Source organism: Pseudomonas sp. B21-059 (assembly GCF_026016285.1).
Classification (GTDB): domain Bacteria; phylum Pseudomonadota; class Gammaproteobacteria; order Pseudomonadales; family Pseudomonadaceae; genus Aquipseudomonas; species Aquipseudomonas danubii.
Map to the genome: position 1 here is coordinate 4,639,519 of NZ_CP087201.1, position 24,778 is coordinate 4,664,296.

General features: G+C 65.4%; 21 protein-coding genes and 1 pseudogene. 9 read left to right on the forward strand and 13 right to left on the reverse strand.

Annotated features, from left to right (window positions below; all coding sequences use genetic code 11):
* Positions 1–3 precede the first annotated feature (3 nt).
* Positions 4–987, reverse strand: coding sequence for a GlxA family transcriptional regulator (locus LOY69_RS20300; RefSeq protein ID WP_253085629.1), 984 nt, complete (start codon positions 985–987; stop codon positions 4–6).
* A 92-nt stretch (positions 988–1,079) separates the two neighbouring features.
* Here LOY69_RS20300 and inhA point away from each other — a divergent pair, with 92 nt between their 5' ends.
* Positions 1,080–1,766, forward strand: coding sequence for an isonitrile hydratase (inhA, locus tag LOY69_RS20305; protein WP_265073504.1), 687 nt, complete (start codon positions 1,080–1,082; stop codon positions 1,764–1,766).
* Positions 1,767–1,787: 21 nt separating this feature from the next.
* On the opposite strand, the gene LOY69_RS20310 is transcribed toward inhA, so the two are convergent.
* The gene (locus LOY69_RS20310; protein ID WP_102861775.1) at positions 1,788–2,132 is read right to left on the reverse strand and encodes an antibiotic biosynthesis monooxygenase family protein; all 345 of its coding nucleotides are present in this window, start codon (positions 2,130–2,132) and stop codon (positions 1,788–1,790) included.
* A 25-nt stretch (positions 2,133–2,157) separates the two neighbouring features.
* A complete protein-coding gene (locus LOY69_RS20315) occupies positions 2,158–2,790 on the reverse strand; it encodes a LysE family translocator (protein ID WP_170003222.1) in 633 nt (210 codons plus the stop codon).
* An 87-nt stretch (positions 2,791–2,877) separates the two neighbouring features.
* Between LOY69_RS20315 and LOY69_RS20320 the strand changes: the two genes are divergently transcribed.
* The gene (locus LOY69_RS20320) at positions 2,878–4,203 is read left to right on the forward strand and encodes a PLP-dependent aminotransferase family protein (protein WP_265073505.1); all 1,326 of its coding nucleotides are present in this window, start codon (positions 2,878–2,880) and stop codon (positions 4,201–4,203) included.
* A gap of 369 nt (positions 4,204–4,572) precedes the next feature.
* Here LOY69_RS20320 and LOY69_RS20325 read toward each other — a convergent pair whose 3' ends face one another.
* Together LOY69_RS20325 and LOY69_RS20330 are read right to left on the reverse strand one after the other, a co-directional pair.
* Complete coding sequence (locus tag LOY69_RS20325; RefSeq protein WP_265073506.1) at positions 4,573–5,376, reverse strand: aminoglycoside phosphotransferase family protein; 804 nt, start codon at positions 5,374–5,376, stop codon at positions 4,573–4,575.
* Between the two features lie 79 nt (positions 5,377–5,455).
* Positions 5,456–5,914, reverse strand: coding sequence for an SRPBCC family protein (locus LOY69_RS20330; RefSeq protein ID WP_102880120.1), 459 nt, complete (start codon positions 5,912–5,914; stop codon positions 5,456–5,458).
* A gap of 193 nt (positions 5,915–6,107) precedes the next feature.
* Between LOY69_RS20330 and LOY69_RS20335 the strand changes: the two are divergent.
* From LOY69_RS20335 to LOY69_RS20345, 3 genes and pseudogenes are all read left to right on the forward strand, one after another.
* Positions 6,108–7,010, forward strand: a pseudogene (locus LOY69_RS20335) (ADP-ribosylglycohydrolase family protein); the annotation flags it as partial.
* Between the two features lie 60 nt (positions 7,011–7,070).
* On the forward strand, positions 7,071–7,430 hold the full coding sequence (locus tag LOY69_RS20340) for a GFA family protein (RefSeq protein ID WP_253085647.1): 360 nt from the start codon (positions 7,071–7,073) through the stop codon (positions 7,428–7,430).
* Positions 7,431–7,466: 36 nt separating this feature from the next.
* Complete coding sequence (locus LOY69_RS20345) at positions 7,467–7,865, forward strand: lysozyme inhibitor LprI family protein (protein WP_102880118.1); 399 nt, start codon at positions 7,467–7,469, stop codon at positions 7,863–7,865.
* A gap of 104 nt (positions 7,866–7,969) precedes the next feature.
* Here LOY69_RS20345 and peaD read toward each other — a convergent pair whose 3' ends face one another.
* From peaD to peaA, 4 genes are all read right to left on the reverse strand, one after another.
* Entirely contained in the window at positions 7,970–9,088 is a 1,119-nt protein-coding gene (gene peaD, locus LOY69_RS20350; RefSeq protein ID WP_265073507.1) for a quinohemoprotein amine dehydrogenase subunit beta, read from the reverse strand.
* A gap of 23 nt (positions 9,089–9,111) precedes the next feature.
* Positions 9,112–9,435 (reverse strand): quinohemoprotein amine dehydrogenase subunit gamma, encoded by a 324-nt coding sequence (qhpC, locus tag LOY69_RS20355; RefSeq protein ID WP_102861784.1) that lies wholly within the window; start codon positions 9,433–9,435, stop codon positions 9,112–9,114.
* A gap of 1 nt (position 9,436) precedes the next feature.
* On the reverse strand, positions 9,437–10,870 hold the full coding sequence (gene peaB / locus LOY69_RS20360) for a quinohemoprotein amine dehydrogenase maturation protein (protein WP_265073508.1): 1,434 nt from the start codon (positions 10,868–10,870) through the stop codon (positions 9,437–9,439).
* 79 nt (positions 10,871–10,949) lie between these two features.
* Positions 10,950–12,530, reverse strand: a complete 1,581-nt coding sequence (gene peaA / locus LOY69_RS20365; RefSeq protein ID WP_265073509.1) for a quinohemoprotein amine dehydrogenase subunit alpha — start codon at positions 12,528–12,530, stop codon at positions 10,950–10,952.
* Positions 12,531–12,910: 380 nt separating this feature from the next.
* On the opposite strand from peaA, the gene LOY69_RS20370 reads away from it, so the two are divergent.
* Together LOY69_RS20370 and LOY69_RS20375 are read left to right on the forward strand one after the other, a co-directional pair.
* Positions 12,911–14,566 (forward strand): WG repeat-containing protein, encoded by a 1,656-nt coding sequence (locus tag LOY69_RS20370; RefSeq protein ID WP_102880115.1) that lies wholly within the window; start codon positions 12,911–12,913, stop codon positions 14,564–14,566.
* 93 nt (positions 14,567–14,659) lie between these two features.
* Positions 14,660–15,325, forward strand: a complete 666-nt coding sequence (locus LOY69_RS20375) for an HAD family hydrolase (RefSeq protein WP_265073510.1) — start codon at positions 14,660–14,662, stop codon at positions 15,323–15,325.
* A gap of 517 nt (positions 15,326–15,842) precedes the next feature.
* On the opposite strand, the gene LOY69_RS20380 is transcribed toward LOY69_RS20375, so the two are convergent.
* A complete protein-coding gene (locus tag LOY69_RS20380; RefSeq protein ID WP_265073511.1) occupies positions 15,843–17,558 on the reverse strand; it encodes a 2-isopropylmalate synthase in 1,716 nt (571 codons plus the stop codon).
* 352 nt (positions 17,559–17,910) lie between these two features.
* Between LOY69_RS20380 and LOY69_RS20385 the strand changes: the two genes are divergently transcribed.
* The gene (locus tag LOY69_RS20385) at positions 17,911–18,678 is read left to right on the forward strand and encodes an AraC family transcriptional regulator (RefSeq protein ID WP_102861806.1); all 768 of its coding nucleotides are present in this window, start codon (positions 17,911–17,913) and stop codon (positions 18,676–18,678) included.
* A gap of 4 nt (positions 18,679–18,682) precedes the next feature.
* Here the strand turns inward: LOY69_RS20385 and LOY69_RS20390 are convergent, their stop codons facing one another.
* From LOY69_RS20390 to LOY69_RS20400, 3 genes are read right to left on the reverse strand one after another with little or no spacing between them, the layout of a single operon-like run.
* Positions 18,683–20,272: a DHA2 family efflux MFS transporter permease subunit gene (locus LOY69_RS20390; protein WP_265073512.1), complete on the reverse strand. Its 1,590-nt coding sequence runs from the start codon at positions 20,270–20,272 to the stop codon at positions 18,683–18,685.
* The gene (locus LOY69_RS20395) at positions 20,265–21,374 is read right to left on the reverse strand and encodes an HlyD family secretion protein (protein ID WP_265073513.1); all 1,110 of its coding nucleotides are present in this window, start codon (positions 21,372–21,374) and stop codon (positions 20,265–20,267) included. Before LOY69_RS20395 ends, LOY69_RS20390 begins: the two co-directional genes overlap by 8 nt.
* Positions 21,371–22,849: an efflux transporter outer membrane subunit gene (locus LOY69_RS20400; protein ID WP_265073514.1), complete on the reverse strand. Its 1,479-nt coding sequence runs from the start codon at positions 22,847–22,849 to the stop codon at positions 21,371–21,373. The genes LOY69_RS20395 and LOY69_RS20400 overlap by 4 nt, the downstream gene beginning before the upstream one ends.
* Positions 22,850–23,169: 320 nt before the next feature.
* Here LOY69_RS20400 and LOY69_RS20405 point away from each other — a divergent pair, with 320 nt between their 5' ends.
* Complete coding sequence (locus tag LOY69_RS20405; RefSeq protein ID WP_265073515.1) at positions 23,170–24,660, forward strand: aldehyde dehydrogenase family protein; 1,491 nt, start codon at positions 23,170–23,172, stop codon at positions 24,658–24,660.
* Positions 24,661–24,778 lie beyond the last annotated feature (118 nt).

The window sequence follows — 24,778 nt, forward strand, 5'->3', positions numbered from 1 at the left end:
GGCTCAGGCCTGCTCGGTGCTGGCAAAACGTTCGCGGTAGGCCTGGGGCGTCACCCCCAGGGCTCGCAGCAGGCTGCGGCGCAGGGTCTCTTCACTGCCAAAACCGCATTGGGCGGCGATGCGCTTGATCGGCAGGCCGGTATCGGCCAGCAGGCGCCGGGCGGTTTCCACGCGGATCAGTTCGATGGCTCGGGCCGGGGTCTGGCCGGTGTCGGCGCGGTAGTGACGGACGAAGCTGCGCTCGCTCATGCCCGCCTGCTGGGCCAGGATCGGCAAGGTCAGTTCGCGACTGAGATTCTCGGCAATCCAGGCGTGCAGCCCATCGAAACGCCCGCCCTTGTTTTGCAGCGACAGGGTCACGCTGAACTGCGACTGGCCGCCCGGGCGCTTGAGAAACACCACCAGTTGCCGGGCCACATCCAGCGCCGCCTCGCGCCCCAGGTCGGCCTCCACCAGGGCCAGGGCCAGGTCGATACCGGCGGTGACTCCGGCCGAGGTCCATACCGGGCCATCGTTGATGAAGATCGGATTGGGCTCCACCCGCAGCTGCGGGTATTGCTCGGCCAGTTGATCGCAGCGGGTCCAGTGGGTCACCACCCGGCGCCCGTCCAGCCAGCCACTGGCGGCCAGCAAAAAAGCGCCAGTGCAGACCGAGGCCACCCGCCGCGAGACCGTTGCGCGCTGCGCGACCCAGGCCACCAACTGCGGGTCCCGAGCCGCCTCATAGACGCCCCAACCGCCGGCAATGATCAAGGTATCGCAGGCCACCTCCGGCGCCGGCAGGGCCTCGGCCAGCAGCGCCAGCCCCGATGAACTCAGGGTTGCCCCGCCCGGGTTGGCAATGACCCGAGGGTTGTAGGGCAAGGGCAAGCCCAGGCCACGGGCCCGGTCATTGGCCGAGGCAAACACCTGCAACGGGCCGGTGACATCCAGCAACTGAGCATTGGCAAAGGCCAGGACAAACACGTTTTTCGCGGAGCTGGACATGATTGGCGTAAATCGAGGGCAGGTTGGCGTATGCGCCAAATCCTAGAACGCTAGAGTCAAGCCGTCCACCCCACCCACACAAGGAACAGGCCATGACAGTGCAGATAGGTTTTCTGTTGTTTCCAGAGGTTCAACAACTGGACCTGACCGGTCCCCACGACGTGCTGGCCTCGCTGCCCGACGTACAACTGCACCTGCTCTGGAAGGAAACCGGGCCGGTGATCGCCAGCTCTGGCATGGTGCTGCAGGCCACCACGAACTTTGCCGACTGCCCGCCCCTGGATGTGCTCTGCATTCCCGGGGGCGCCGGTGTCGGGCCCTTGATGGAAGATCCCCAGACCCTGGCGTTCATCCGTCGGCAAGCGGCCCGGGCGCGGTATGTGACGTCGGTGTGCACCGGCTCCCTGGTGCTTGGCGCCGCCGGCCTGCTTCAGGGCAAGCGCGCCACCACCCACTGGGCCTACCACGAACTGCTGGCGCCCCTGGGGGCGATCCCGGTGCGCGAGCGGGTGGTGCGTGACGGCAACCTGCTGACCGGCGGCGGCATCACCGCCGGCATCGACTTCGCCCTGACCCTGGCCGCCGAACTGTTCGACGCCGCCACTGCGCAGCGGGTGCAACTGCAACTGGAGTACGCCCCGGCGCCGCCGTTCGAGGCCGGCAGCCCGGACACCGCCCCGGCCAGCGTGGTGCAAGAGGCCCGCAGCCGGGCAGCGGATTCCCTGCACAAGCGCCGGGAGATCACCCTGCGGGCGGCTGCCCGACTGCAAACCGGCTGAGCCGCGCAACGCCTCCTCCCTTCAGGCGCGGCGTACCTGCCCATGGCGATCATTGCTCAGCAACTGAGCAATGGCGCCGTCACCATAAGTGCGTTCGACTTTGGAAATCACCACCTGATAACCGGCGTACCAGCGCCGGTACTGGCGCTTGGCTTCCAGGTGCCTGGGGTGACGGGCGAAGGCCTGGATCGAAGCCTCATCCTCCCAGTAGTAACTGGCATTGATCAGCGCCTGATCCGCGCTGGTCCAGGATTGGGCGCCGACAAAGCCCGGCAAGCTGATGGCAATTTCGTCGATCAGCGCGCTGAGGCGGTGGAACTCCTCGTCGCGCTGGCCCGGCTTATAGATAAAGGCGGCGATGTACATGCTTGAACTCCGTTGAGGTGATAAGTCAGACCGGCCGGGCCAACAGTGCCAGGCGCAAGGCCAGCGCCAGCAACACCGCCGCCAGCAGCCAGGATTGCAGCCGGGCAAAACGTGCCGTCGTGCCGGAAAAGCTCCGTGCCAGGAGCGCGCCGAAGATCCCCAGGCTGGTGTGAAAGATTCCGCTGACCAGGGTCAGCAACAGTCCCAGGACAACCAGCTGCAAGGCGATGCTGCCGTGATCCGGCCTGACGAATTGCGGCAGGAACACCATGAAGAACAACAACGCCTTGGGGTTCAGCAGACTGTTGTACAGGGCCCGGACAAACACCGTGGACAGCGGCACCCGGACGGCATCGACGAGGTTCAAGGCGCCGTTACCCGCCAGGGCTTTCCAGGCCAGCCACAGCAGGTAGGCGACCCCGGCATAGCGGAGCAGGTCGAACGCCGGCGGCCAGCTGGCCACCACGGCGGTGACGCCTGTGGCCGTGAGCAGGGTCAGGCCGATATCCGCTGCACCGATCCCCAACCCCGATGCCACCCCACCGCGCCAGCCATAGGCTGCGCCGTGGCTGATGACAAAGGCCATGTTGGGTCCCGGCGACAGTAGCAACAGCAACACGGCGCCCAGGAAGATCGACAGAGTGGAAAGGTCCGGCATGTGCGCGCTCCTGCGCAAAAGCCGCTAGATTAGGCGCCCAATCTGATACAAACAAAAAAGTGTTCTAGATACACAAGGTGGCCAAGCATGCGCCGTACCCGCTACAAAACCATCGTCGATCACTTCGCCCAGCGCATCCGCGGCGGCCAGCTCTGCCCGGGCACCCAACTGCCCACGGTGCGGACGCTGATGGCCAGCGAACAGGTGGCCCTGGCCACGGCGCTGCGGGTCTATCACGAGCTGGAAGCCATCGGCCTGGTGGTCGGCGAGCCCGGGCGCGGCACCTTTGTCCGCGACACCAGCCTGCCCCGGGGCATGGGCCTGGAACAGCACCCCGCCGGCGCCGCCTCGGTGGACTTGTCGTTCAACTACCCGTCCCTGCCCGGCCAGGCGGAAAGCCTGCGCGAGGGCCTGCGGGCGATTGCCGCCTCCGGCGACCTGGATGCCCTGCTGCATTCCGCGCCCCAGGGCGGCCGCCCCCATGAACGCCAGACCGCGGCGCGGCACCTGCGCAACCGCGAGATCCGCGTCGCCGCCGAGCAGGTGCTGATCGTCAACGGCGCCCAGCAGGGGCTGGCGGTGAGCCTGCTGGCGCTGCTCCAGCCCGGGGACATCCTGGCGGTGGACGCCCTGACCTACCCGGGCCTCAAGGCGCTGGCCCAGGTCCAGCGCCTGGACCTGGAATCACTGCCGCAACACAACGGCCAGATGGACCTCGACGCCCTGCAGGCCCTGTGCCGCCGGCGCCCGGTGCGGGCGCTGTACTGCATGCCGACCCTGCACAACCCGCTGGGCACGGTGATGCCCCTGGCCGAACGTCGACGCCTGGCGCAACTGGCCCGCGAGCATGACCTGCTGCTGATCGAGGACGGCGCCTACGCCTTCCTCGCCGAACCGGCTCCGCCGCCGCTGCAGACCCTGGCCCCGGAGCGCACGCTGTACATTTCCGGGCTGTCGAAAAGTGTCGCTTCGGGATTGCGCCTGGGGTTTATCGTCGCGCCGCCGGAGATGATCCCGGCCCTGGAGCGGGCCATTCGCGTGTCTACCTGGAGCACCCCGTCGCTGACCGTGACCCTGGGCTGTCGCTGGATCGAGTCGGGGCTGGTGGACAGCCTGGAAGAGCAGAAGCGCAACGATGCCCGCAGCCGCCAGCAGCTGGCCAGGCGGGTACTCAAGGACTGCGATGTTCAGGCCTGGCCATCGTCGTATTTTCTCTGGCTGACATTGCCTGAAGGCTTGCGAGCCGAGGCCGTGGTGTCGGCCCTGGAGCATCAGGGGGTGACGGTGACTTCGGCAGAACCCTTCGCCACCACCGCTCACGTGCCCCAGGCTTTGCGGATAGCCCTGGGCTCCATTGGCCTGCCGCTGCTGGAACAGGCCCTGGTAAAAGTCCGCAACGAAGTTACCCGCTGAGCGTGAGCGCTCCGGGTTGCGGCCAGCACATCACCCGCCGAACTCAACCACTGTTCGTAGGAGCCGGCTTGCCGGCGAAAGCGACCTGAACAGCCCCTTCGCCGGCAAGCCGGCTACAGGGTTTATCGAGGACTGCGGTACTGGAAAATGCAGACGAAAAAAAACCCGCCGAAGCGGGTTTTTTCCAAGACCATCATGACTTCCTGTCTGCAGCATCCGTGCTAATGGTCGATCTTCCTTGATCCTGAGCGCTTCCTGCGCTGCAGTTGTGGGAAAGAAGATTAAACACAAAGCCCGGTGCGCAGAAGGCGCATTGAATTACAGCGCGTGTAGGAAATTCGCTATAGCTCACTTACGCAAACCCCTAGCTCAACACGCCAGTGCCTGAATGGCCAAAGCCGCGACTTTGAGCTGGTGGCGGGCTCCGGCCTGGTGGTCGTCCTGGAGGAACCAGGCGGCGGACAGGCCACTGAATGCCAGCACCCATTGCACCAGGCGTCGAGGATCGAGCTGCGCCGCCGCGGCGATCACCTGCACCTGCCGGGCAAAGCGCAGTGGATCGGTGGCGCTGGGCAAGTCCGGATTGCAGATCAGGTTGGCAAAGTCGAAGGTGCGCTCGCCGTATACGCGTTTTGGGTCAATCACCCGCCAGCCGCGCTCGCCGAAGTCCAGCACATTGTCGTGGTGCACATCGCCGTGCAGTACCACGAGGTCCCGAGGCGCGGCCAACAGTTGCTCGGCCATGGCCAGGCTATTGAGCAACAAGCCACCCTGCTGTTGCGCTGCCTCGCGCAGATCCTTGAACCAATGATCCAGGGGCAGCAACGCCGGCCAGGGTTGCGCACGTGGCGCATGCAGGCGCGCCAGCGTGGCGCAGACAATGTGGCTGACGGCATCGTGCTCGCCCGCCAGGGCCATGCGCATCAATGAACGCGAGCCCTGCGCGCGCTCCATCAACAGCGCCTCATCCTCCTGGGCATAAACCTGCGCCGCGCCCTCCCCGGCCCACCAGGCCATCAGGCGGTTACCGCCCTGCTCGTCCTCATCCAGGGCGAGTTTCAGCATCGCTGGCGCGCCGTCTTCCAGGCGTACGGGCAGCAAACGGCTGCCCGGGGTGACGATGGGGTCGCCATCGGGCAGCAGACGCCAACGTTCGAGATAGGTTGCGAACAAAAGAACAGCTCCAAGCGGTAAGCGGCAAGTTTCAAACACCACGACTCGATCCGCAACGTGCCGCTTGCCGCAAACGACTTCAGCGCAGCTGCAAGTAATTTTCTATGTTGCTCATCTGCTCGTCCCAACCACGGCTGTTCATGCGAAAAGCCTTGAGCCGGCGCTCGCTGGGAATGCCGTCGAAGCCCGATTCGACCACCCGCAGCAAGGTGCCGCCGCCATGGGGTTCCAGTTCGAACTGCACCAGGGTGGTGGGCTCCGCCGAGTAGTCATGGGCCGGGTCAACGGGGTAGGGATGCCAGCGAAAGGAAAACAGCTCTTCGGGCAGCATCTGCTCCACCTGCACATCCCAGGTCAGGTGTTCATAACCTGGGTAAGTGACCGCCCCCCGGGTGCGTTGGCCGGGAGCGAAATGCTGGCCCTGCAGGGCCACGCCGAACCAACGACCGAAGGTCTCGGCTTCACTCAGTGCCGCCCATACCTGCGCCGGGCTGGCATGCAGCAGGATCTTGCGTTCGATGCGATCTGAAGAGTTCATGGATCACCTCCAGTGATGAGCACTAGCTCTGTACGGAAACTACCTGATCTTCGTTCGGCGGGTTTTCGTACAGACCTTAGACCTCTGTGAGTCCAGCGCAACCTTTATCTGGCCGAAGGCGCGACTGATCGTCCCCCACGAAAAATGCTACTGTCGCCAGCGCAACTGCACCTCTCTTCGCAAAGGATCTGCCATGCCCCTCTCCCTAATCGACCGCTACCGCGGCAGCCTGCTGGGCCTGGCCTGTGGCGACGCCGTCGGCACCAGCGTCGAATTCAAGCCCCGTGGCAGCTTCACGCCAGTCACCGATCTGCTGGGCGGCGGCCCCTTCAACCTCAAGCCCGGACAGTGGACCGACGACACCTCCATGGCCCTGTGCCTGGGGGAAAGCCTGTTGCGCAAGGACGGCTTCGACCCGGCCGACCAGATGGGCCGCTACCTCAATTGGTGGCAATGGGGCTATTTGAGCGCCACCGGCGAGTGCTTCGATATCGGCATGACCGTGCGCCAGGCCCTGAGCGACTTCCAGGAACACGGCCAGCCCTTCGCCGGCGCAACCGACCCGCAAACCGCCGGCAATGGTTCGTTGATGCGCCTGGCGCCCGTGGTGCTGTTTCACTACCCCGACCTGGCCCGGGTCCGTGAATTTGCCGGCGCCAGTTCCCGCACCACCCACGGCGCCGCCGAAGCCGTCGAATGCTGCCAGTTGTTCGCCGGGCTGATCGCCAAGGCCCTGGGTGGCGCCAGCAAGGTGGAACTGCAACAGCTCGATGATCAGGCTTTCAGCCAACCCAAGGTCACAGCCCTGGCACAGGGCGGCTACCTGGAGAAAAGCCGCGAGCAGATTCGCGGCAGCGGCTACTGCGTCGACTCCCTGGAGGCCGCGCTGTGGTGCTTCCAGCACACGGACAGCTACGCCGCAGCGGTGCTCGCCGCCACTAACCTGGGGGACGACGCCGACACCACTGCCGCCATCGTCGGTCAGCTAGCCGGAGCCTTTTATGGGGTCCAGGGGATACCGCCGCACTGGCTGGCCCGGCTGCACATGGGCGATGAAATCCAGGCCATGGCCGACGACCTGCTACAAGCCTCGCAACGCCACGCATCTGCCCGACCACTCAACGGCAGCTGCCTGTGCCAGGGCGTGCAATATCAGGTGCAGCGCCTGGACATGCCCATCGGCCACTGCCATTGCCAGACCTGCCGCAAAGCCCATGCCGCGGCCTTTGCCTCCACCGCCGGAGTCATGCGCGAACACTTTCGCTGGACCCGGGGCCAGGAGCTGCTGAGGGCATTCGAGTCCTCGCCGGGCAAGCTGCGGCACTTCTGCTCGGTCTGCGGCTCTCACTTGCTGGCGGAGCGGCCGGGCCAGCCCCACGTGATCCTGCGGGTGGCGACCCTGGACGATGATCCGGGGCAGACGCCACAGGTGCATATCTGGACCTCCCACGATGTGCCCTGGCTGGCCGACGAAGCGCTGGAGCGCTGGCCCGAGTGGCAACCCAGCCGCGGCTAGACTGTTTTTTCTCATTGACCGATTGCGAGACTTTCCATGCGTCCGATCCTGCTTCTGGCCCTTGCGCCGCTGCTGCTGGCTCCATTGGCCCAGGCCTATGACTGCAACAGCAGCACCCAGACCGATATGACCCTGTGCGCCAACGCCCTGAACAAGGCCGCGGACAAGGAGCTGAATACCCTTTACCAACAGATCAACCAGCGCCTGAAAGACCAGCCACACAGCAAAAAGCTGCTGGTCAGCGCCCAACGCGCCTGGCTGGCGTTCCGCGATGCCGAGTGCCGTTTTTCCACCTCGGGGGTGGAAGGTGGCAGCCTGTATCCGGTGGCCTACAGCAACTGCATCACGGCCTTGACCAAGACTCGGGTGGAAAGCTTCAAGCAATACCTGAAGTGCGAGGAAGGGGATTTGAGCTGCCCGGTGCCTAGGCAGTAGGTGCGGGCTTACCCGCAAAGCATCGGTGAGGACGCCCCACAGCGTGCGGGCCTGTTCGCCGGCCAGCCGGCTCCTACCACAGGAGCCGGCGGCGGGAGGCGCAGTCAGCGGATGAAGATCTGCGCGGTGGTGATCGCCATGTCGCCCCCGGGCAAGGTGATCTTGCCGATCTGCTGCATGCTCTGCACATCGAAGATCGCTACGTCGTTGAAGGTCCCCGACAGGTAGATCTTGGTCCCCGCCCGGTTGAACGAGATGCAGTAGTAGGAGTGTTCCAGGGTTGCGGCCTGGAGCAGCTTCTTCTGCTTGATGTCGTACTTGGCCAGGCGGTTGAGCACGCCGAACATCAGGTTCGGGTCCTTGGGCGAACGCATGCCGCTGAAGTAGATTTCGGTCAGGGGGCCGAAGTCGGTGGTCTCGGTCTTGCCGGTCGCAAGGTCGACGCTGAACAGTCCGTACAGCGGCTCGGCGGTGGCCGGGTCCTGCTGCTTGTCCTTGAACTTCGCGGCGGTGTAGAGCAGCGAGAAGTCATGCCGGTAGGTTTGCTGGTTCCACACGTAGAGCACGTCCGGAGCGCTGTAGTTGGGACGTTGCCAATGGCGGCTGGGGATCAGCACCTCGAACTTGCCGGTCTTGACGTCAACCTTGTACATGTCCGGCCCGGCCACATACAGGGTGCCGTCATCGCCGCTCTGCATGATGGTCAGCTGGCGCGGCGCGGGGAAGCTGCGCACCGGCTTGGCATTGAGCCCAGCGTCGGTGGCGTAGACATCCAGCCGCGGTTCCTTGACCTCGTAGCGATCATTGAGCAGCAAGGTCGGGTTGGCCACGGTGTACAGCTCCTTGCCGTCGTGACTGACGGTGAAGGCGAACATCGAGCGCGCCTTCTCCCCCAGGTGCTGGGTGATGCTGGCGTGGAACACCTGCTTGCAGCTGTCGAGCTCGACGCCGTAGACATCCGCGTAGTGGTTGTTCAACACGTAGGCGATCTTGCGGTCCGGCGACAGTTGCACGGTGCCGGGGCCGAAGGCGTCGGGCATCTTGCAGGTCTTGTACAGGCTGTCGCTGGCCAGATCGATGACGTGCAGGTTGTTCGGGTAATTGGTGGTCACCATGTACTCGTGACCGCTGTTGAGGGCCAGGCCTTCATCGGCCAGAACGCTGAACGAGCAGGCGCCGAGAACCGCGAGTGCGACCAGGCCGCAGGCTTTGATGCTGTGCATGCTGGAATCCTTCTTCTTGTTCATCACTTGTCTTTGGGGAAGACAGTGCCGAGGTTGCGCCAGTTGTCGTTGGAAGCCTGGGCGTCCTTGTTCCAGTCGGGGTAGGTGCTCATCATGTCGGGCACCTGGGCCGGCCACCAGCACGGGTCGGAGCAGCCATAGAGGTCGGCCTCCATCGGCTGGCACAACGACGAGACGCCACCAAAGGCGTCGATTTCCCAGCCTGGGTCGGTGGTGGAAGCGCAACCGGCCACGGAGTTCATCGCCAGCACGTCTTCGATCCGGTCCTGGGCCGCAGCCTCGGTCAGTTTCTGAGCTTTGTTATTGATTGGCTTGAGATGTTTCATGTCAGTGGGCCTTGCGCGGAGTGATGTAACTGCTGATGAACGCAGGGTTGTGCGCCATGATCCGGCTGTAGACTTCGATGCCGAAATCCACCCAGTCACGCATCAGTTCGCAATAGTGATACGTCGGGTGCGCCGGGTCGCCGTAGCGGGCGTAGCTCTCGTGGTAGCAGCCACCGGAACACAGGTTGCGGATGCGGCAGCTGTCGCAACCGGTGTGGGTCCGGTCCAGGCGCTGGGACAGAAAGTCGTTGAGTTGCACCTGCTTGACCCCGCCGTCATGCACGTTGCCGAAGGTCGGCAAGGATGAGCCGGTGAAGCGGTGGCACAGGTTCAGTTCGCCCTTGTGGTCCACCGCCAGCATCTTCAGCCCGGCACCGCAAGGCAGCGCCTTCTTGTGGCCTTCATGGATGTCGGTGATCAGCTGGTGCAGGTTGGAGAAACCGATATTGCGGTGCTCCAGGGCCGCCTCCAGGTAACGCCGCCCCAGGCGCTTCATGCTGGCGAAGACCTCGATCAACTCCTCGCTGCTGAGGTTGAAGCTGCTGATGTCGCCCGAGGTCACCGGGGCGAATCCCACCTCGGCAAACCCCAGCTCGTTGAACAAGTGGTCCCAGATGGTCTCAAGGTCGGTGACCCCGGTGGTCAGGGTCACCCGCGCCCCCACCGGGCGGCTGTTGTAGCGTTCCAGGAGCATCTGCGCCTTGCGCCGCACCACGTCATAGGTGCCCTGCCCGCCCACGGTGATGCGGTTGCGATCGTGCACGGTCTTGGGCCCGTCGATGCTCACCGACAGCCCGAAACGGTGGGCGTTGAGGTAGTCCACCACCTCTTCGGTGAGCAAGGTGGCGTTAGTGGTCATGACGAACTCGACGAACTTGCCGGCCGCGCGAAAACGCTGTTCGCAGTAGTCCACCATGGCCTCGATCAGCGGCCGGTTGCTCAGGGGCTCGCCGCCGAAGAACACCACGGTGTAGCGCTCTTCGTCCGGGGATTCCTGAAGCAGCATATCCACCGAGGCGATGGCCGTGTCCAGGCCCATCTTCTTGCCCGCCGAGGGCTTGTCCAGGTCTTCCTTGTAGCAGTAGGTGCAGCTCAGGTTGCAGCCAGTGTTGACGTTGAGCACCACGGTATTGATCGCCGTGCGCTCGACCCGCTTGACGCCGATTTCCGGGGTCAGGGGCGAGCCGTCGCTGACCAGCTCCAGGGCGATCAGCTCACGCAGGGTGTCGCTGATATCCAAGCCGTCGTAAGCGCCAGCCAGCTGTTGGATCAAGTCTTCCGGGGTACAGCCGGGCCCGCGCAGGGCATCGATGATGCTGCAGGTCAAGGCATCGCTGGCGAACAGCGAACTGCTGGGGATATGGAACAGCATGCGGTCGGCGTCCACCTGCACTTCATGCAGGTTGCGCTCCACCAGATTCAGAATTGCGCCCATTACAACCTCCTGTGCAAGCCCCGCTTTCGGGGCCTGCGGTCATTGCCTGAAAGTGTCTGTCGGTAGCGTTCGACGGCCCTCAGGGAATGGGTGGATTGTTCCAGCGTTGCACGGTGACGATCAGTTGGCCCTCGCCGGTCAGGGCCTTGCCGGCGTCATCCACGGCGGCGATCACCTTGAGGTTGCCGGCGTTGTTGGTGGACATCTTGCGCTGCGGGTTGGGTCCCGCATCGCCGGGGATGAACACCCCGCTGTCGGCCTGCATGCTGCCGGCGTACTTGACGTCTTCGTCCTTGGCCGCCTGCTCGTCGAAGGCCTCGACCTTCCATTGCGCCGGCATCACGCCGATGCGATAGGCCTTGCCGTCGGCGCCCTGGCCCCAGGCCTCGGCATCGAAACGCCCCTGGACCTTGGGCGTCGAACCGCCGCCGTCACCCACTCGCGCCACGGCGAACGCCGGCACCACCTTGACCTCGGCGATGCGGTTGTACACCGCCAGCGTGGCGCCCTTGAGGCTGCCGACACTGACTTCGCGCAGCCCCGGCTGGGCGCTGGCTGCCGCCTTGAGCTTGAGGCGAATGCGCTCCGGGCTCTGCTCCAGCACCTGCACCACCTCGACGCCCTTGCCGAAGCTCGGAGTGCCCGCAAGGCCGGCGCCCACCAGGGTCACTTCGGCCTCCTCGCCAGCCTTCAGGTAACCCGGCTGCACCGCCAGCAGCCGGCTGCTGCCCTGCTTGGCGGCGATGAAGTCCAGGCCGCGCTCGTCGTGCTCGGCCTCGAACATCCGCCCTTGCAGGGTGTTGCCCTGGGCCGCCAACACCTGGCGCATGACCACGCCGTCGACCGTGACGTTGCCGCGCCACTCATAACCGCTGTAGAGGATCGCGCTGCCCTGGCCATTGAACGGGCTGCCATCGGCGTACTGGCCCTTGACGCTGACCTTGAACTGATCGCCTGCCCCGGCACTGACGCTCATCACCCCGGCCAGTTCGCCCTTGCCCGGCAGGTGGCCGCTGAAGCTCCAGTCGCCGGCCAGTGCCGCCGCTTGCGGGCGGGCCTGTTGCCAGGCCTTCCAGGCCGGGTTGTCGAGGGGGTAACGCTGGGCCAGCAAGGGCACCATTTCCTTGAGGGCGGTGGGCAACCACTCGCGGTCCCGGGACAGGGCCTGGTACTCCAGGGACGGCCACTGGCCGAGGTGGAAGTTCACCAGGCGCTCCCATTCCTGGGCCGGACGCCGTTGCAGGGCGATGCGCGCGCCAGAGTGACAACGAGCGCACATCTGGGTGGTCTGCTCGTCGAAATGCTCGACAGTGTTCAAGCGCCGCTCCAGGGCGTAGCGCACGCCGTCGGTCTCGCTGGGGGCCAGGCCCTGGGTATCGGCGAGGTACTTGACCAGGGTGCGGCGGTCGTCATCGCTGATTTGCAGACCGTGCATGACCTGCATGCGGGCAATGCTCATCAGCCAGCCTTCCGGGGTCTTGCGCTGATGGCTGATACGGCTCAGGGCGCCCCCGGCCTCGGGGGTGTGGCAGCCCTGGCAGGTTTCCTTGAGGATGCTCTGCGCATCCCGGGCGGCGAAACTCGAAGGGGCATGCAAGGCGCTACAGGTGGCAATGGCCAGCAGGCTGGCGCTCAGCCTCAGGCGGAGTTTTCTCTTCATCAGGGTCGAACCTCCCACGGTGCTTTCTTATTTTTAGCGAGTCGTTTTTTTGGTTTCTGCCATGTCCGGCGATACCGGCCATGGAGGCAAGAGAAACGTCTGAAGCTATGCAATACACGGAGCGTGCCAGCTTACAAACCAGCGCCCGATCAATGACTTAGACAGATGCCCGGGGCGCCATCGGGCTGCTGGGTGTTACTCGACGTACAATTTCGCGACAAACGTCTCAGTCTGAGACAGGGTTTAGCGCTGTACCTGTGGTTTTCTTTGCAATTGGATCTTGCATTTATCCGGCGCCACCGCAGAATCTCCCGCGCTTTGCCCGCCCCGTGTTTCGGGGCGCTCTGCACTACCCCTCATTTACAAGGAACCTGAAGTTCATGGATAGAAGCGCCTGTGCCCGTCTCGGCTCGCTGATCCTCTCGTTGTCTGCTCTGACCCTGGTCGGATGCAAGGAAGACTCCAGTCCCAAAACCACCACCCTCGCGCCGGCCCCGGCTCCGGCGGCCATGGTCATGCCGATCTGCGCCAATGGCGAATGCGCCGTACTGGACCAGAACGGTGCGGTACTGGTCAGCGCCGACAATGACTACGACGCCGTGGTCGCCATGCCCCTGGAAAAGAGCTTCCTGTTCGCCAAGGACGGCACCTGGAACCTGGCCAGCGCCGATGGCAAGCAAATCATCAAGGCAGACTTTACCGATGACCTGCGTCTGCTGACCCCCGGCCTCTTCGGCTTCGGCCAGGACGGCAAGCTGGGGATCATCGACCAGGCCGGCCAGCAGATTCAGCCACCGCGCTTCGACGATCTGTACGTGGGCGGCAACGACGATTTCATCGTCTACGAGATCGGTGGCAAGCGCGGCATTCTCAGCGCCACCGGCCAGGTGATCACCGAAGCCGTGTTCGACAGCAGCATGGTCCGCGACGATTTCGCCAAGCGCGGCTGGTGGATGATCGCCGAGCGTGGCAGCGACAAGTGGGCGCTGAACCTCAAGACCGGCGAGCAGAAAAAGATCGACTTCGACAGCATCGACTACTTTGCCAACCAGCATCTGGTGGTCAGCACCGAACAGGGCAAGGCCCTGGCCGATGCCAAGGCCCAGTTGATCAGCGCCGCCACCTACAACTGGATGGGCGAGCCGGGTGACGGCCTGGTGGCCTTCCGCGAACAATACGACAGCCCCTGCGGCTACATGGACTTCCAGGGCAAGACCGTGATCCAGGCCCAGTTCGGCACCTGCCAGGTGTTCGGCAAACAGGGCGCGCTGGTCACCGCCAAGAACGCCGACGGCAGCTCCGGCAAGGCCGGGCTCATCGACCGCCAGGGCCAGTGGAAGGTACAACCGGTCTATGACTCGGCAGACCCAGCCGGCTTCAGCCCCCTGGGGATGTTCAAGCAGGTATCGGGGCTGAACCAGGTCGCGGTGCTGCAGAACGTGTTCAGCGCCACCTTCGGCATCTTCGATGTGGACAAGGGCGTCGAGCTGTTCAAGCCCACCTACGCCCAGATCGGTGCGATCAACGCCGACCTGTTCGTCTTCAGCACCGCCAACAGCCCGACCAAGCAGGCCACCCTGTTCGGCCAGGCCACCCAAGTGCGCACCGTGGGCCTGATGGACGCCAGCGGCAAGGTGCTGGTGGAGCCGGGCCAGTACGTCGACATCCACCTGGATGCCAGCGGCCACTACCTGCTGGCCACCGACGACACCTCGCCCCTGGCCACCTCGGCCCTGTATGACCTCAAGGGCAAGCGCCTGATCGCCAGCAAGTGGCAGGAACTGGTGGTGGACCAAGCCCGCGGCGCGATCTTCGGCTATGCCGTGGAAGGCCTGGGCGACGACCAGACCCGCAGCCTCAAGGCCCTGTATCGCCTGGACGGCACCCCGAGCTTCCAGGTCAGCCAGGTGGAATGCGGCGCCGAGCAGGTGCGTGACGGCCAGGACAAGGTGCTGTGGCCGGCCAACCCGCAGGAGCACTGCCCGCAACCGGACGAAGAAGAAGACCAGGGCGAAGGCGACAACGCTCAGGGCTGAGGCCACCGGTCACGGTTGGGATCAAGCCTGCTAGGATGCGGGCTTGATCGATTCAGCCAACCGGCCCGGATGGGGCCCGACAGGAACTGTCCCATGCTCAACGCTCTGCTTTTCGACCTCGATGGCACCCTGACCGACACCGACGCCCTGCACCTGCTGGCCCTGCAACAGTTGTTGCAGGAGGAGGACGGCCGGGTGTTCACCGAGCAAGAGTTCGCCGCCCACGTCAGTGGCCAGGCCAACGCCAACATGTGCCGCTACCTGTTCCCCGAGCGCAGCGTGGCGGAACATGAAGCCTTCGCCGAACGCAAGGAAGTGCGTTTTCGTCAATTGTCCCCCCAACTCAAACCCATGCCCGGCCTGCTGCGCCTGCTGGACTTTGCCGCCGAGCACGGCATTGGCGTGTGTGTGGTGACCAACGCCCCGCGGGCCAACGCCGAGCACATGCTCAAGGTGCTGGGCCTTGAGGAGCGTTTCCAGACGGTCCTGGTGGCCGAGGAACTGCCCCGGGCCAAGCCCGATCCCCTGCCCTACCTCAGCGGCCTGGAATGCCTGCAAGCCAGGGCCGAGCATTCCCTGGCCTTCGAGGACTCGGTGCCCGGGCTGACCGCAGCGGTCAAGGCCGGCATCTGCACCTTCGGCCTGACCACCAGTCAGCAACCACAGACCCTGCTGGATGCCGGCGCCCATCGGGTGATCCAGGACTTCGACGACCCGCAACTGTGGGCCGAGATTCATCGCCGCCTCAACCTGGCCTGAAGGACGCGCCGCCACGCAGCCGAGCGCCCATAAAGGCACTGAGCATGGATCAGGTCTTGAAAGGAATGTCGCTGGAGCGTGCAGCGGGACGGTTGGCGCAGGCCAATCAGAGCGGAAACAACAGGTGAGGAGCGATAGCTGGGAAGCAAACAGGTGGGAAACAGCAGGTGGGAAACGAGAAGCAGGAAAAAGCAGGAAGGAAAAAGTGCTCGCCCATCACTTCGGCAGTGGCACCTAAGCCGAAGTACCCCCTTTGGCTGGGCGAGCAGGGAGGAATATACGCAGGTGCTGGGGACGGTCCTATCGGACAGATCCTAAAACGCCGTGCGATCTGGACAAATGACTTTAGGCTTTTTCCTCAGCACGACCTTTTTTTCACAGGACTTTCACCTCGCCTCCCTTAGATTGATGGCTACTCCTGAACGAATCCCATTTGGCCCGCCTCTATAGCGGGCTTTTTTTTGTCCGGGCATCCAGCGGCCGGCACAACAGGGTGCCGACCGCGGGCCCGAGTCGCTCAGCGAGTCACGGGCTCCAGGACGGATTCCGAGGCTGGGGTGAACCTCAGCACTCGTTCCGGATAAAACCGCGCCGCGGCATTGATCACCGCCTGCACCGAAGCGGTGACGGTGTTGGCATGGCACCCGGCGCCAAAGCGGGAACCGGCAACCCCTGGCCACGCCGCTTCAACAATGGCCAGCGCCTGGGCATCGGCCCCTGCTGCCAGGTTGCGCTCTTCAAAACTGTCGATGCGTAGCGGCAAGCCCAGGGCGGCCGAGGTCGCGGCGACAGGTCCGTTGCCCACTCCACGCAAGCACAGCGCCGGGTTTCCGGGGATGGCGATCCGCAACTCGATGCCCTGCCCCTCGGGGGCCTCGAACAATCGGTGACCGAGATACTGCAGGCCGGCCGTTGCCTCTGTGCAAGCCAGATAGGTGCGCTGGAACACCTCCCATAAAGCGTCACTGCTCAACTCGGCATCACTGGCATCGGCCAGCTTCTGCACGATGGCGCTGAATTCGATCTGCATGCGCCGAGGCATGACGATGCCGTGGTCGCGCTGCAGCAGGAAGGCGATTCCACCTTTGCCGGACTGGCTGTTGACGCGCACGATGCTGTCGTAGGTCCGCCCCAGGTCCTGCGGATCGATGGGCAGGTAGGGCACCTCCCAGAAACCGTCGGCCGCCTGGGCGGCAAAGCCCTTGGCGATGGCGTCCTGGTGCGAGCCGGAAAAGGCGGTGAACACCAGATCGCCGACATAGGGATGGCGCGGGTGGATCGGCAGCGCCGTGCACGCCTCGGCGACCCGGGCCACCGCAGCGATATCGGAAAAATCCAGCCCGGGGCTGATGCCCTGGGTATAGAGATTCAGGGCCAGGGTCACCAGATCCAGGTTGCCACTGCGCTCGCCATTGCCGAACAGGCAACCCTCGACCCGCTGGGCCCCGGCCAGCAGCGCCTGCTCGGCGCAGGCCACGCCGGTGCCCCGATCGTTGTGCGGGTGCACCGACAACGTCACCTGATCACGGCGCTCCAGGCGCTTGTGCATCCATTCGATCTGGTCGGCAAAGACGTTGGCGGTCGCCACCTCGACGGTGGTCGGCAAGTTGATGATGATCGGGCGCCCGGGGCCGGCGTCCCAGGTGCGGATCGCGGTGTTGCACATGCGCAGCGACACCTCAAGCTCCGCCATGCAGAACGTTTCAGGGGAGTACTGCAACACCCATTCGGTTTCCGGCTGCTGGTCGGTCAACTCGCGCAACAGCCTTACATGGCGCTCCACCAGGGCCTCGACCTCGTCCACCGAAAGCCCGAACACCACCCGCCGCCAAACGGGGGCGATGGCGTTGTACAGGTGGACGATGACCCGGCGCGCGCCCTGCACACTGCGTACGGTTTCGCGGATCAGGTCCTCGCGCAGTTGGGTCATCACCATGGGCGTGACGTCGGCGGGAATCCGTTGCTGTTCCACAAGCTCACGAACCACCTCGAAATCGGTACGCGAAGCGGCGGGGAATCCCACTTCGATTTCCTTGAAGCCCAGGCGCACCAGCTCCTCGAACAGGCGCAACTTGCGCTCGCGGTTCATCGGCTCGAACAGCGCCTGGTTGCCATCGCGCAGGTCGGTGGACAGCCAGATCGGAGCCTGGGTGATGGTGCGTGACGGCCACTGGCGCGAGTCCAGGTCCACAGGGGCAAGGGCACGATATTTGGTATGGGGATGGGTGAGCATACTGACCTCGAAAGAAACATGGAGAAAGAACCATGGAGAAGGCGATGGATCTCCCCCGCTTTCAGCATGGAAAGCGCTTCGAGGCCGGAGTCTGGGGGAGATCAGCCTGGGTGCCAGCTTCCTGGCAGCACCGGCAGACCCCGGCCGTAAGGCAGGGGTAGGGCTAGTAGCAGGGTCAGCAAGCGGGGATTCATGGGCGGTGGCAACCGTCTGGAAGAAAGGAATGACTGGCAGTCTAGGGGGCTGTCACCTGAATGTACTGCGCTAAACAGCCTTTTATTGTCGCGAAATGGACATTTGAATTTATGATGGTCGCCCCATGATCCCTTCCGCTCCGGAGGCGCTGCGCTGCATGTCCGATCTGCTGGTTGTCTCGTCCATCGATAGCCTGGCGCTGCCGGTCACCAGCATCGCCGTGGATTACCCCAACGGCCATGCAATACCGGCCCACAGTCACCCTCGCTCACAACTGGCCTATGCCATCGAAGGCGTGCTGGTGATCGACACCGAATCCGGACGCTGGGTGGTACCGCCCAGTCGCGGGGTGTGGCTGCAGGCGGGCGTCGAACACCGGGTGCGGATGCGCGGCGCAGTGCGCATGCGCAGCCTGTTCATCAACGCTGATGCCATAGATGGCCTGCCCGAGCATGACTGCGTGATCGAGGTCTCGCCTTTGTTGCGCGAGCTGATCCTGGCCGCCGCCCAGGTCGGCACCCAGTATGCGCCGGACAGCCGCGACGGCCGCCTGATGCGCCTGATCCTCGATGAGATGCGCTCGCTGCCGGTGCTGCCGTTCAGCCTGCCCTGGCCCCATGAGCCGCGCATGCTGCGGGTGTGCCAGGCGCTGGCGGACGACCCGGCGGACAATCGCACCGCCGAGCAATGGAGCGACTGCCTGGCCATGAGCGCCAAGACCTTCCATCGCCAGTTCCAGCGCCACACCGGCATCACCTTTGGCCGCTGGCGCCAGCAGGCGCGCCTGCTGATGTCCCTGGAATGCCTGGCCGAGGGCATGCCGGTGGTGCAAGTGGCGCTGCAACACGGCTACGACAGCCAGAGCGCCTTCGCCGCCGCCTTCAAGCGCCAGTTCGGCACACCGCCGTCGGAGTTCTACCGCTGAAGGCTCAGGCCCGGCGCAGCAACAGGCCGGCCGCCACGCACAACAGCATGGCCAGCCCCGCCAGCAGGAAGGCATCGCTGTAGGCCAGCAGCAAGGCGTCGCGGTGCAGCACCTTGTCCATCAGGCCCAGGGCTTGCTGACGCAACGGCGCCAGCGCCGCCGAGTGCAGGGCCCTGGCGGACTCCACCGGCGCCTGGGCCAGCAGCCGCACCAGCTCCAGCAAACGCTCCTGGGTGGCCTGGGCAAACAGGTTGATGGATTCGCCAATGCGCTGGGCATGGAGCTTCTCGCGCTCCACCACGATCTGGCTGGACAGCGCGATACCAATCGCCCCACCCACGTTGCGCACCATGGAGAACAGCCCGGAGGCCGAGCCCACCTGGTCCTTTTCCAGCCCCTGGATCGCCATCACCCCCAGCGCCACCACCACCAGCGACTGGCCGATACCGCGCACCACCAGCGACGGCACGATGACGTTGACCGAGGCATCGGGGTTGAGGTGGATGTTCATCAGGCAGCCGATGCCAGTGATGGCGAAGCCGGCAATGATGATGGTGCGGGCGCTGGTCCAGCGCATCAGGCGCGGGGTGGCGAACGACATGACGAACTGGATCAGGCCATAGGGAATCATCATCAAACCGATCTGCCGGGCGTTGTAGCCGTGGATCTGGGCAAAGTAGTTGGGCACCAGGAACACCACGCCGAACACCACCGCACCGAAGGTGAATTGCATCAGGCTGGCGATGCCGAAGTTGTAGCGGCCCAAGAGGCGCAGGTTGATCAGCGGCTGCTCGCGGCGCAGTTCGATGGCCACGAAAGCCAGCAGGCCGACCGTGGCCAGGACCGCGCAGTTGAGGATGAAGCCCGAGGCGAACCAGTCATGGCGGCCGCCCTCCTCCAGCATGATCTGCAACGCCGAGAGGCCCACGGCCATGCTGGCGATCCCGCCCCAGTCGCCGTGGCGCAACGTTGCCAGGACCATGGGCTGGGGCCGCACCGACCAGCCGATGGCCGCCAGCAGCAACAGCCCCGGCGGCACTTGCAGGTAGAAGATCCAGCGCCACGAATAGGCATCGGTGAGCCAGCCGCCCAGGGACGGCCCCGCCGCCTGGGCCACGTTGTTGGCCACGGCGAACAGGGCCATGCCCATGGGGTGCCGGGCCGCCGGCAGCTCGGTGACGATCAGCTGGAACGACAAGGGAATCAGCACCCCGCCAAAGGCCCCTTGCAGCACCCGGGCGAAGATCAGGCTGTGGATATTCGGTGCCAGGGAGCAGGCAATCGAGAACAGCACGAAACCGGCGGTGCCCACCATCAGCACCCGGCGCATGGAAAACACCGAGACCAGCCAGCCGGTCATGGGAATGATGATGATCTCCGCCACCAGGTAGGCGGTGGTGATCCACGAGCCCTCCTCGAAGGTGGCGCCCAGGGAACCGCGTACGTCCGGCAATGAAGCGTTGGTCACGTGCACGTTCATCCCGGCCATGAAGCAGCCCACCACGCTGCCCAGCACCGCCACCCAGGTGCGCAGGGAAATCGCCTGCGCGCCAGCCTCGCCCGCGGTGTCCTGTACCGCCTGGGCACTAGTCATGACGGGTATCCACGCTCACCACCACCGACATTCCGGGGCGCAGTTCCGCCTGTCGCGCCTGCCCCGGATCAAGACGAATGCGCACCGGCATGCGCTGCACGATCTTGGTGAAGTTGCCGGTGGCGTTGTCCGCCGGCAGCAGGGCGAATTCGGCGCCGGAGGCCGGGGCAAAACTCTCCACCCGGCCCAGCAGCACGTGGCCGCCCAAGGCATCGACCTCGACCCGCGCCGGCTGCCCAGGGCGCATGCCGTCAACCTGGGTTTCCTTGTAGTTGGCCACCACATAGGCGTCCTCAGGCACCACCGCCAAGAGCGGCGCGCCGACTTCGACGTACTGCCCCAGACGCAGGCGGCGCTGGCCGGCGATACCGTCCACCGGGCTGCGGATCAAGGTGCGCGCCAGATCGATACGGGCCAGCTGCCGCAGGGCACTGACCCGGGCCACGCCCGCTTCGAGCTTGTCCAGTTGCGCCCGGGCGCTTTGCTGCTCGGTATCGAGCACCTGCACCTGCTGGCGCCGCGCCGCCAGCGTAGCCCGGGCCGCACCCAGCGCGGCATCGGCCTGACGCGCCAAGGCCGCAGCGTTTTCCAGTTGCTGCACGCTGCTGACCTGCTGGCTGGCCAGGTGCTGCTGGCGCCGCCCTTCCTGGCCGGCCCGTTGCGCCTCGGCCTCGGCAGCGCCGACCCGGGCCTGGGCCTCGGCGATCAGGCTCTGTTGCTGTTGCTGACGGGCCTTGAGATTGGCCAGCCGCGCCTGCCCGGCACGCTGTTCGGCCAGGGCCTCGCGCAGCGCCGCCTCGGCCTGTTCGACCCGGGCCCGATAGTCGCTGTCATCGATCCGTGCCAGCAGGTCGCCGGCCTTGAGCGGCTGGTTGTCCTGGACCTCGACCGTCGCCAGGTAACCGGCAACCCGGGGCGCAATGGTGACGATGTCCGCCCGCAGGTAAGCGTCGTCGGTCTCCACCAGGAAACGCCCGCTGAACCACCAGTTCAGGCACCAGGCCAGGATCAGCAACAACACCAGCACCAACCCGGCATAACCGAGCAAGCGACGGCGGGTGACGGCTTGCGCCGGGGAAGCGGAAACAGGGTTCTGGGTCATGGCACAGGCTCGTCGGAAGTTCGCAGGAAAAGGTTGGCCGCCGCCCGGTTCGGCGGCGGCAAGACAATAGGCGGCGCGCTGCGCCAGCCACCACCCAGGGCCTTGAACACCAGCACCTGGGTATCGATCACCGCCGCATCGGCCTGCGCCGCCGCGGCCCGGGTGCGCATGGCGCTGCGCTGGGCGTCGAGGTAATCCAGGGCGCTGGAAGCACCGGCCGCGCGGGCCAGCCCGGCCAGGTGCAAGGCCTGATGGTCGCGCTCGGCCGCCAGGTGCAGGGCCTCCTGGCGCTGCAACGCGGCCTGGTAGTCGCTCAAGGCTTGCTGCTGTTCCTTCAAGGCCGCCAGGATGCTGCGATCAAAATCCGCCAGTGCCGCGCTTTCCCGGGCGTCGGCCTGGGCGATGCGCGCGCGGGCGGCATTGAGGTTGGGCAAGCTCCAGGACAGCAGCGGCCCCAATTGCCAGACCGAAGCGTCGCGCTCGTCGAAACCCGAGGGCTGGTGCGCCGACGTGTAGACCCCAGCCCCCAGGCTGACCCGCGGATAGAGGTCGGCCCGGGCCACGCCGATGCGCGCCGTGGCCGCTGCCAGCCGGCGCTCGGCCTGGCTCACATCGGGACGCCGGCGCAGCATGGCCAGGGCATCGCTTTGGGGCATGGGCGAACCCAGGCGCGGGGCCTGGTGACAAGCCTTGGCCGCCGCCGGCGCGTCGCCCGGGGGACGCCCCAGCAGTACCGCAAGCTCAGCCAGGGCCCGCTGCCGCCCGGCCTGCAACGGCGGAAGGCTGGCCTGCACCTGGCCCACCAGGCCCTCGGCGCGCACCACATCCAGGGTTACTGCGGCGCCGGCCTGATACAGCTGGGCGCTCAGGGCCCGGCCCTGCTCCACCAGCGCCAGGGACTCGCCGGCCACCTGCAGGCGCTGGCCGTAGCTGCAAGCCTGCAACCAGGCGCGGGTGGTTTCCGCGGCCACCACCACCCGCAGGCCATCTTCGGCGGCCCGCGCCGCCTCGGCATCGGCCCGGGTAGCATCCGCCAGACCGTGCAAACGGCCGAACAGGTCAGCCTCCCACTGCACATCCAGGCCAACCCCATAGCGGCTGCCGGTGCGAATCCGCTCGCTGTCCTGCAAGGCGGCTTCCAGCTGGTCATCCGCAGTACTGCCGTAGCCGGCCCGGGCCGTCACCTGGGTGGCGGGCTGACGCAGGGTATCGGTCTCGCGCAGCAGCGCCCGGGCCTGCAGCAGGTTGGCCGCAGCCATCCGCAGATCGCGGTTCTGGCTCAGGGCCTCCTGCACCGCGGCGTTCAGATCCGGGTCACGGTAGAGCTGCCACCACTGGTCGAGCCCCTGCTCGGCGTGCATCTCCAGACCGCTCACAGGCAGGGGCACGGTGCTGCCGGGCGGCTGGTCCGGCCCCAGGGTGCAGCCGGCCAACAGGGCGCACAGGGCCCATGCAGGCCTTGGGTAAATGGGCATGGGAAGTACTCGCGGATTCAAAGCGGCTACTGTAGAAACCCTCACTGGCGACCGTCTAACGAGAACCTCCTTTCAATTATCGCGAAATGGTCAACTTTCATTCTGAGCCGCTTCGCTCCAGGCTTGCGGTAATGGGCCCAGACCGACGAACCGGTGCGTCTCTTGAATCTCACCGGGCTGTCGCAGTTTGCGAAAAGCCACCGCCGCGCCAGCCTCGGCAGCGCGCCCAAGCCCCCGCAATCCCGAGGCCACGCCGCCACGACGGAACTGGCATAGCCATTGCGAAAGCCCCTGCCTCACCTACAACAAGAGGCTTCGCCATGGCTATTGCCCCACTGCTCGCCGCTACCACGGCGTTTATCCAGCGCGCCCCGCGCATGTTGATCGGCGCCCACTGGGTCGAGGCCGCCGATGGCCAGACCATGCCCCTGCGCAACCCCGCCACCGGCGAACAGCTGTGCCTGGTGCCCCGGGCCACGGTGGACGATGTCGATCGCGCAGTGCTGGCAGCGCGCCAGGCTTTCGACGACTCGCCCTGGACCCGCACCCGTCCCCGGGAGCGGCAGAACCTGCTGTGGAAACTCGCCGACCTGATGCAGCGCGACGCCGAACTGCTGGCCCAACTGGAATGCCTGAACAACGGCAAGAGCGCGGCTGTGGCCCAGGCCATGGACGTGCAATTGTCCATCGACTTCTTGCGCTACATGGCCGGCTGGGCGACCAAGATCGAAGGCGCCAGCGTCGAGGTCTCGCTGCCGCTGATGCCCGACGATCAGTTCCACAGTTTCATCCGCCGCGAAGCGCTGGGCGTGGTCGGTGCCATCGTCGCCTGGAACTTCCCCTTGCTGCTGGCCTGCTGGAAACTCGGCCCGGCCCTGGCCACCGGTTGCACCCTGGTGCTCAAGCCGGCGGATGAAACCCCGCTCAGTGCGTTGAAACTGGCAGAACTGGTACAGGAAGCCGGCTACCCCGACGGCGTGTTCAACGTGGTCACCGGCACCGGCATCACCGCCGGCAGCGCCCTGACCCACAACCCTCTGGTGGACAAACTGACCTTCACCGGCTCCACCGCCGTGGGTAAGGAAATCGGCAAGATCGCCATGGACTCCATGACCCGGGTCACCCTGGAGCTGGGGGGCAAATCGCCGACCATCGTCATGGCCGACGCCGACCTGGGCAGTGCCGCCGCCGGGGCCGCCAGCGCGATCTTCTTCAACCAAGGCCAGGTCTGTTGCGCTGGTTCGCGGCTGTATGTGCAGCGCAAGCACTTCGACAACGTGGTGGCCGACATTGCCGGCATCGCCAATGCCATGAAGCTGGGCAACGGCCTGGACGCCAGCGTCGAGATGGGCCCGCTGATTTCCGCGCGCCAGCAGGAGCGGGTCTACCGCTACATCGAGATGGGCCGGGACAGCGGCGCCACCATTGCCTGTGGCGGCGAGCAGTTCGGCCCGGGGTATTTCGTCAAGCCGACGGTGATCGTCGATGTCGACCAGAAGCACTCGCTGGTCCAGGAAGAAATCTTCGGCCCGGTGCTGGTGGCGATTCCCTTCGACGACGAGGCCGACGCCCTGCGCATGGCCAACGACAGCCCCTATGGCCTGGGCGCAAGCATCTGGTCCAACGATCTGGCAGCGGTGCACCGGATGATTCCGAAGATCAAGTCCGGCTCGGTGTGGGTCAACTGCCACAGCGCCCTGGACCCGGCACTGCCGTTTGGCGGCTACAAGATGTCCGGGCTCGGCCGGGAAATGGGCCACGCGGCCATCGAGCATTACACCGAACTGAAATCGGTGCTGATCAAGCTCTGATCCACGGCCAGCACAGCCTCCCCCCTCCGGACGTTCAGCGTCCTCGCCAGGGGCGCCAGATTTTTTTCGACGCCCCCCGGCCTTCACTCAAAGCGCTGCTACGCTCAGCCCGGGCCCG

Excerpts from the sequence above, each read along its gene's own strand:
- LOY69_RS20300 (WP_253085629.1), bottom strand. The coding sequence starts at position 987 with ATGTCCAGCTCCGCGAAAAACGTGTTTGTCCTGGCCTTTGCCAATGCT.
- inhA (WP_265073504.1), top strand. The coding sequence starts at position 1,080 with ATGACAGTGCAGATAGGTTTTCTGTTGTTTCCAGAGGTTCAACAACTG.
- LOY69_RS20310 (WP_102861775.1), bottom strand. The coding sequence starts at position 2,132 with ATGTACATCGCCGCCTTTATCTATAAGCCGGGCCAGCGCGACGAGGAG.
- LOY69_RS20315 (WP_170003222.1), bottom strand. The coding sequence starts at position 2,790 with ATGCCGGACCTTTCCACTCTGTCGATCTTCCTGGGCGCCGTGTTGCTG.
- LOY69_RS20320 (WP_265073505.1), top strand. The coding sequence starts at position 2,878 with ATGCGCCGTACCCGCTACAAAACCATCGTCGATCACTTCGCCCAGCGC.
- LOY69_RS20330 (WP_102880120.1), bottom strand. The coding sequence starts at position 5,914 with ATGAACTCTTCAGATCGCATCGAACGCAAGATCCTGCTGCATGCCAGC.
- LOY69_RS20345 (WP_102880118.1), top strand. The coding sequence starts at position 7,467 with ATGCGTCCGATCCTGCTTCTGGCCCTTGCGCCGCTGCTGCTGGCTCCA.
- peaD (WP_265073507.1), bottom strand. The coding sequence starts at position 9,088 with ATGCACAGCATCAAAGCCTGCGGCCTGGTCGCACTCGCGGTTCTCGGC.
- qhpC (WP_102861784.1), bottom strand. The coding sequence starts at position 9,435 with ATGAAACATCTCAAGCCAATCAATAACAAAGCTCAGAAACTGACCGAG.
- peaB (WP_265073508.1), bottom strand. The coding sequence starts at position 10,870 with ATGGGCGCAATTCTGAATCTGGTGGAGCGCAACCTGCATGAAGTGCAG.
- peaA (WP_265073509.1), bottom strand. The coding sequence starts at position 12,530 with ATGAAGAGAAAACTCCGCCTGAGGCTGAGCGCCAGCCTGCTGGCCATT.
- LOY69_RS20370 (WP_102880115.1), top strand. The coding sequence starts at position 12,911 with ATGGATAGAAGCGCCTGTGCCCGTCTCGGCTCGCTGATCCTCTCGTTG.
- LOY69_RS20375 (WP_265073510.1), top strand. The coding sequence starts at position 14,660 with ATGCTCAACGCTCTGCTTTTCGACCTCGATGGCACCCTGACCGACACC.
- LOY69_RS20380 (WP_265073511.1), bottom strand. The coding sequence starts at position 17,558 with ATGCTCACCCATCCCCATACCAAATATCGTGCCCTTGCCCCTGTGGAC.
- LOY69_RS20385 (WP_102861806.1), top strand. The coding sequence starts at position 17,911 with ATGTCCGATCTGCTGGTTGTCTCGTCCATCGATAGCCTGGCGCTGCCG.
- LOY69_RS20390 (WP_265073512.1), bottom strand. The coding sequence starts at position 20,272 with ATGACTAGTGCCCAGGCGGTACAGGACACCGCGGGCGAGGCTGGCGCG.
- LOY69_RS20395 (WP_265073513.1), bottom strand. The coding sequence starts at position 21,374 with ATGACCCAGAACCCTGTTTCCGCTTCCCCGGCGCAAGCCGTCACCCGC.
- LOY69_RS20400 (WP_265073514.1), bottom strand. The coding sequence starts at position 22,849 with ATGCCCATTTACCCAAGGCCTGCATGGGCCCTGTGCGCCCTGTTGGCC.
- LOY69_RS20405 (WP_265073515.1), top strand. The coding sequence starts at position 23,170 with ATGGCTATTGCCCCACTGCTCGCCGCTACCACGGCGTTTATCCAGCGC.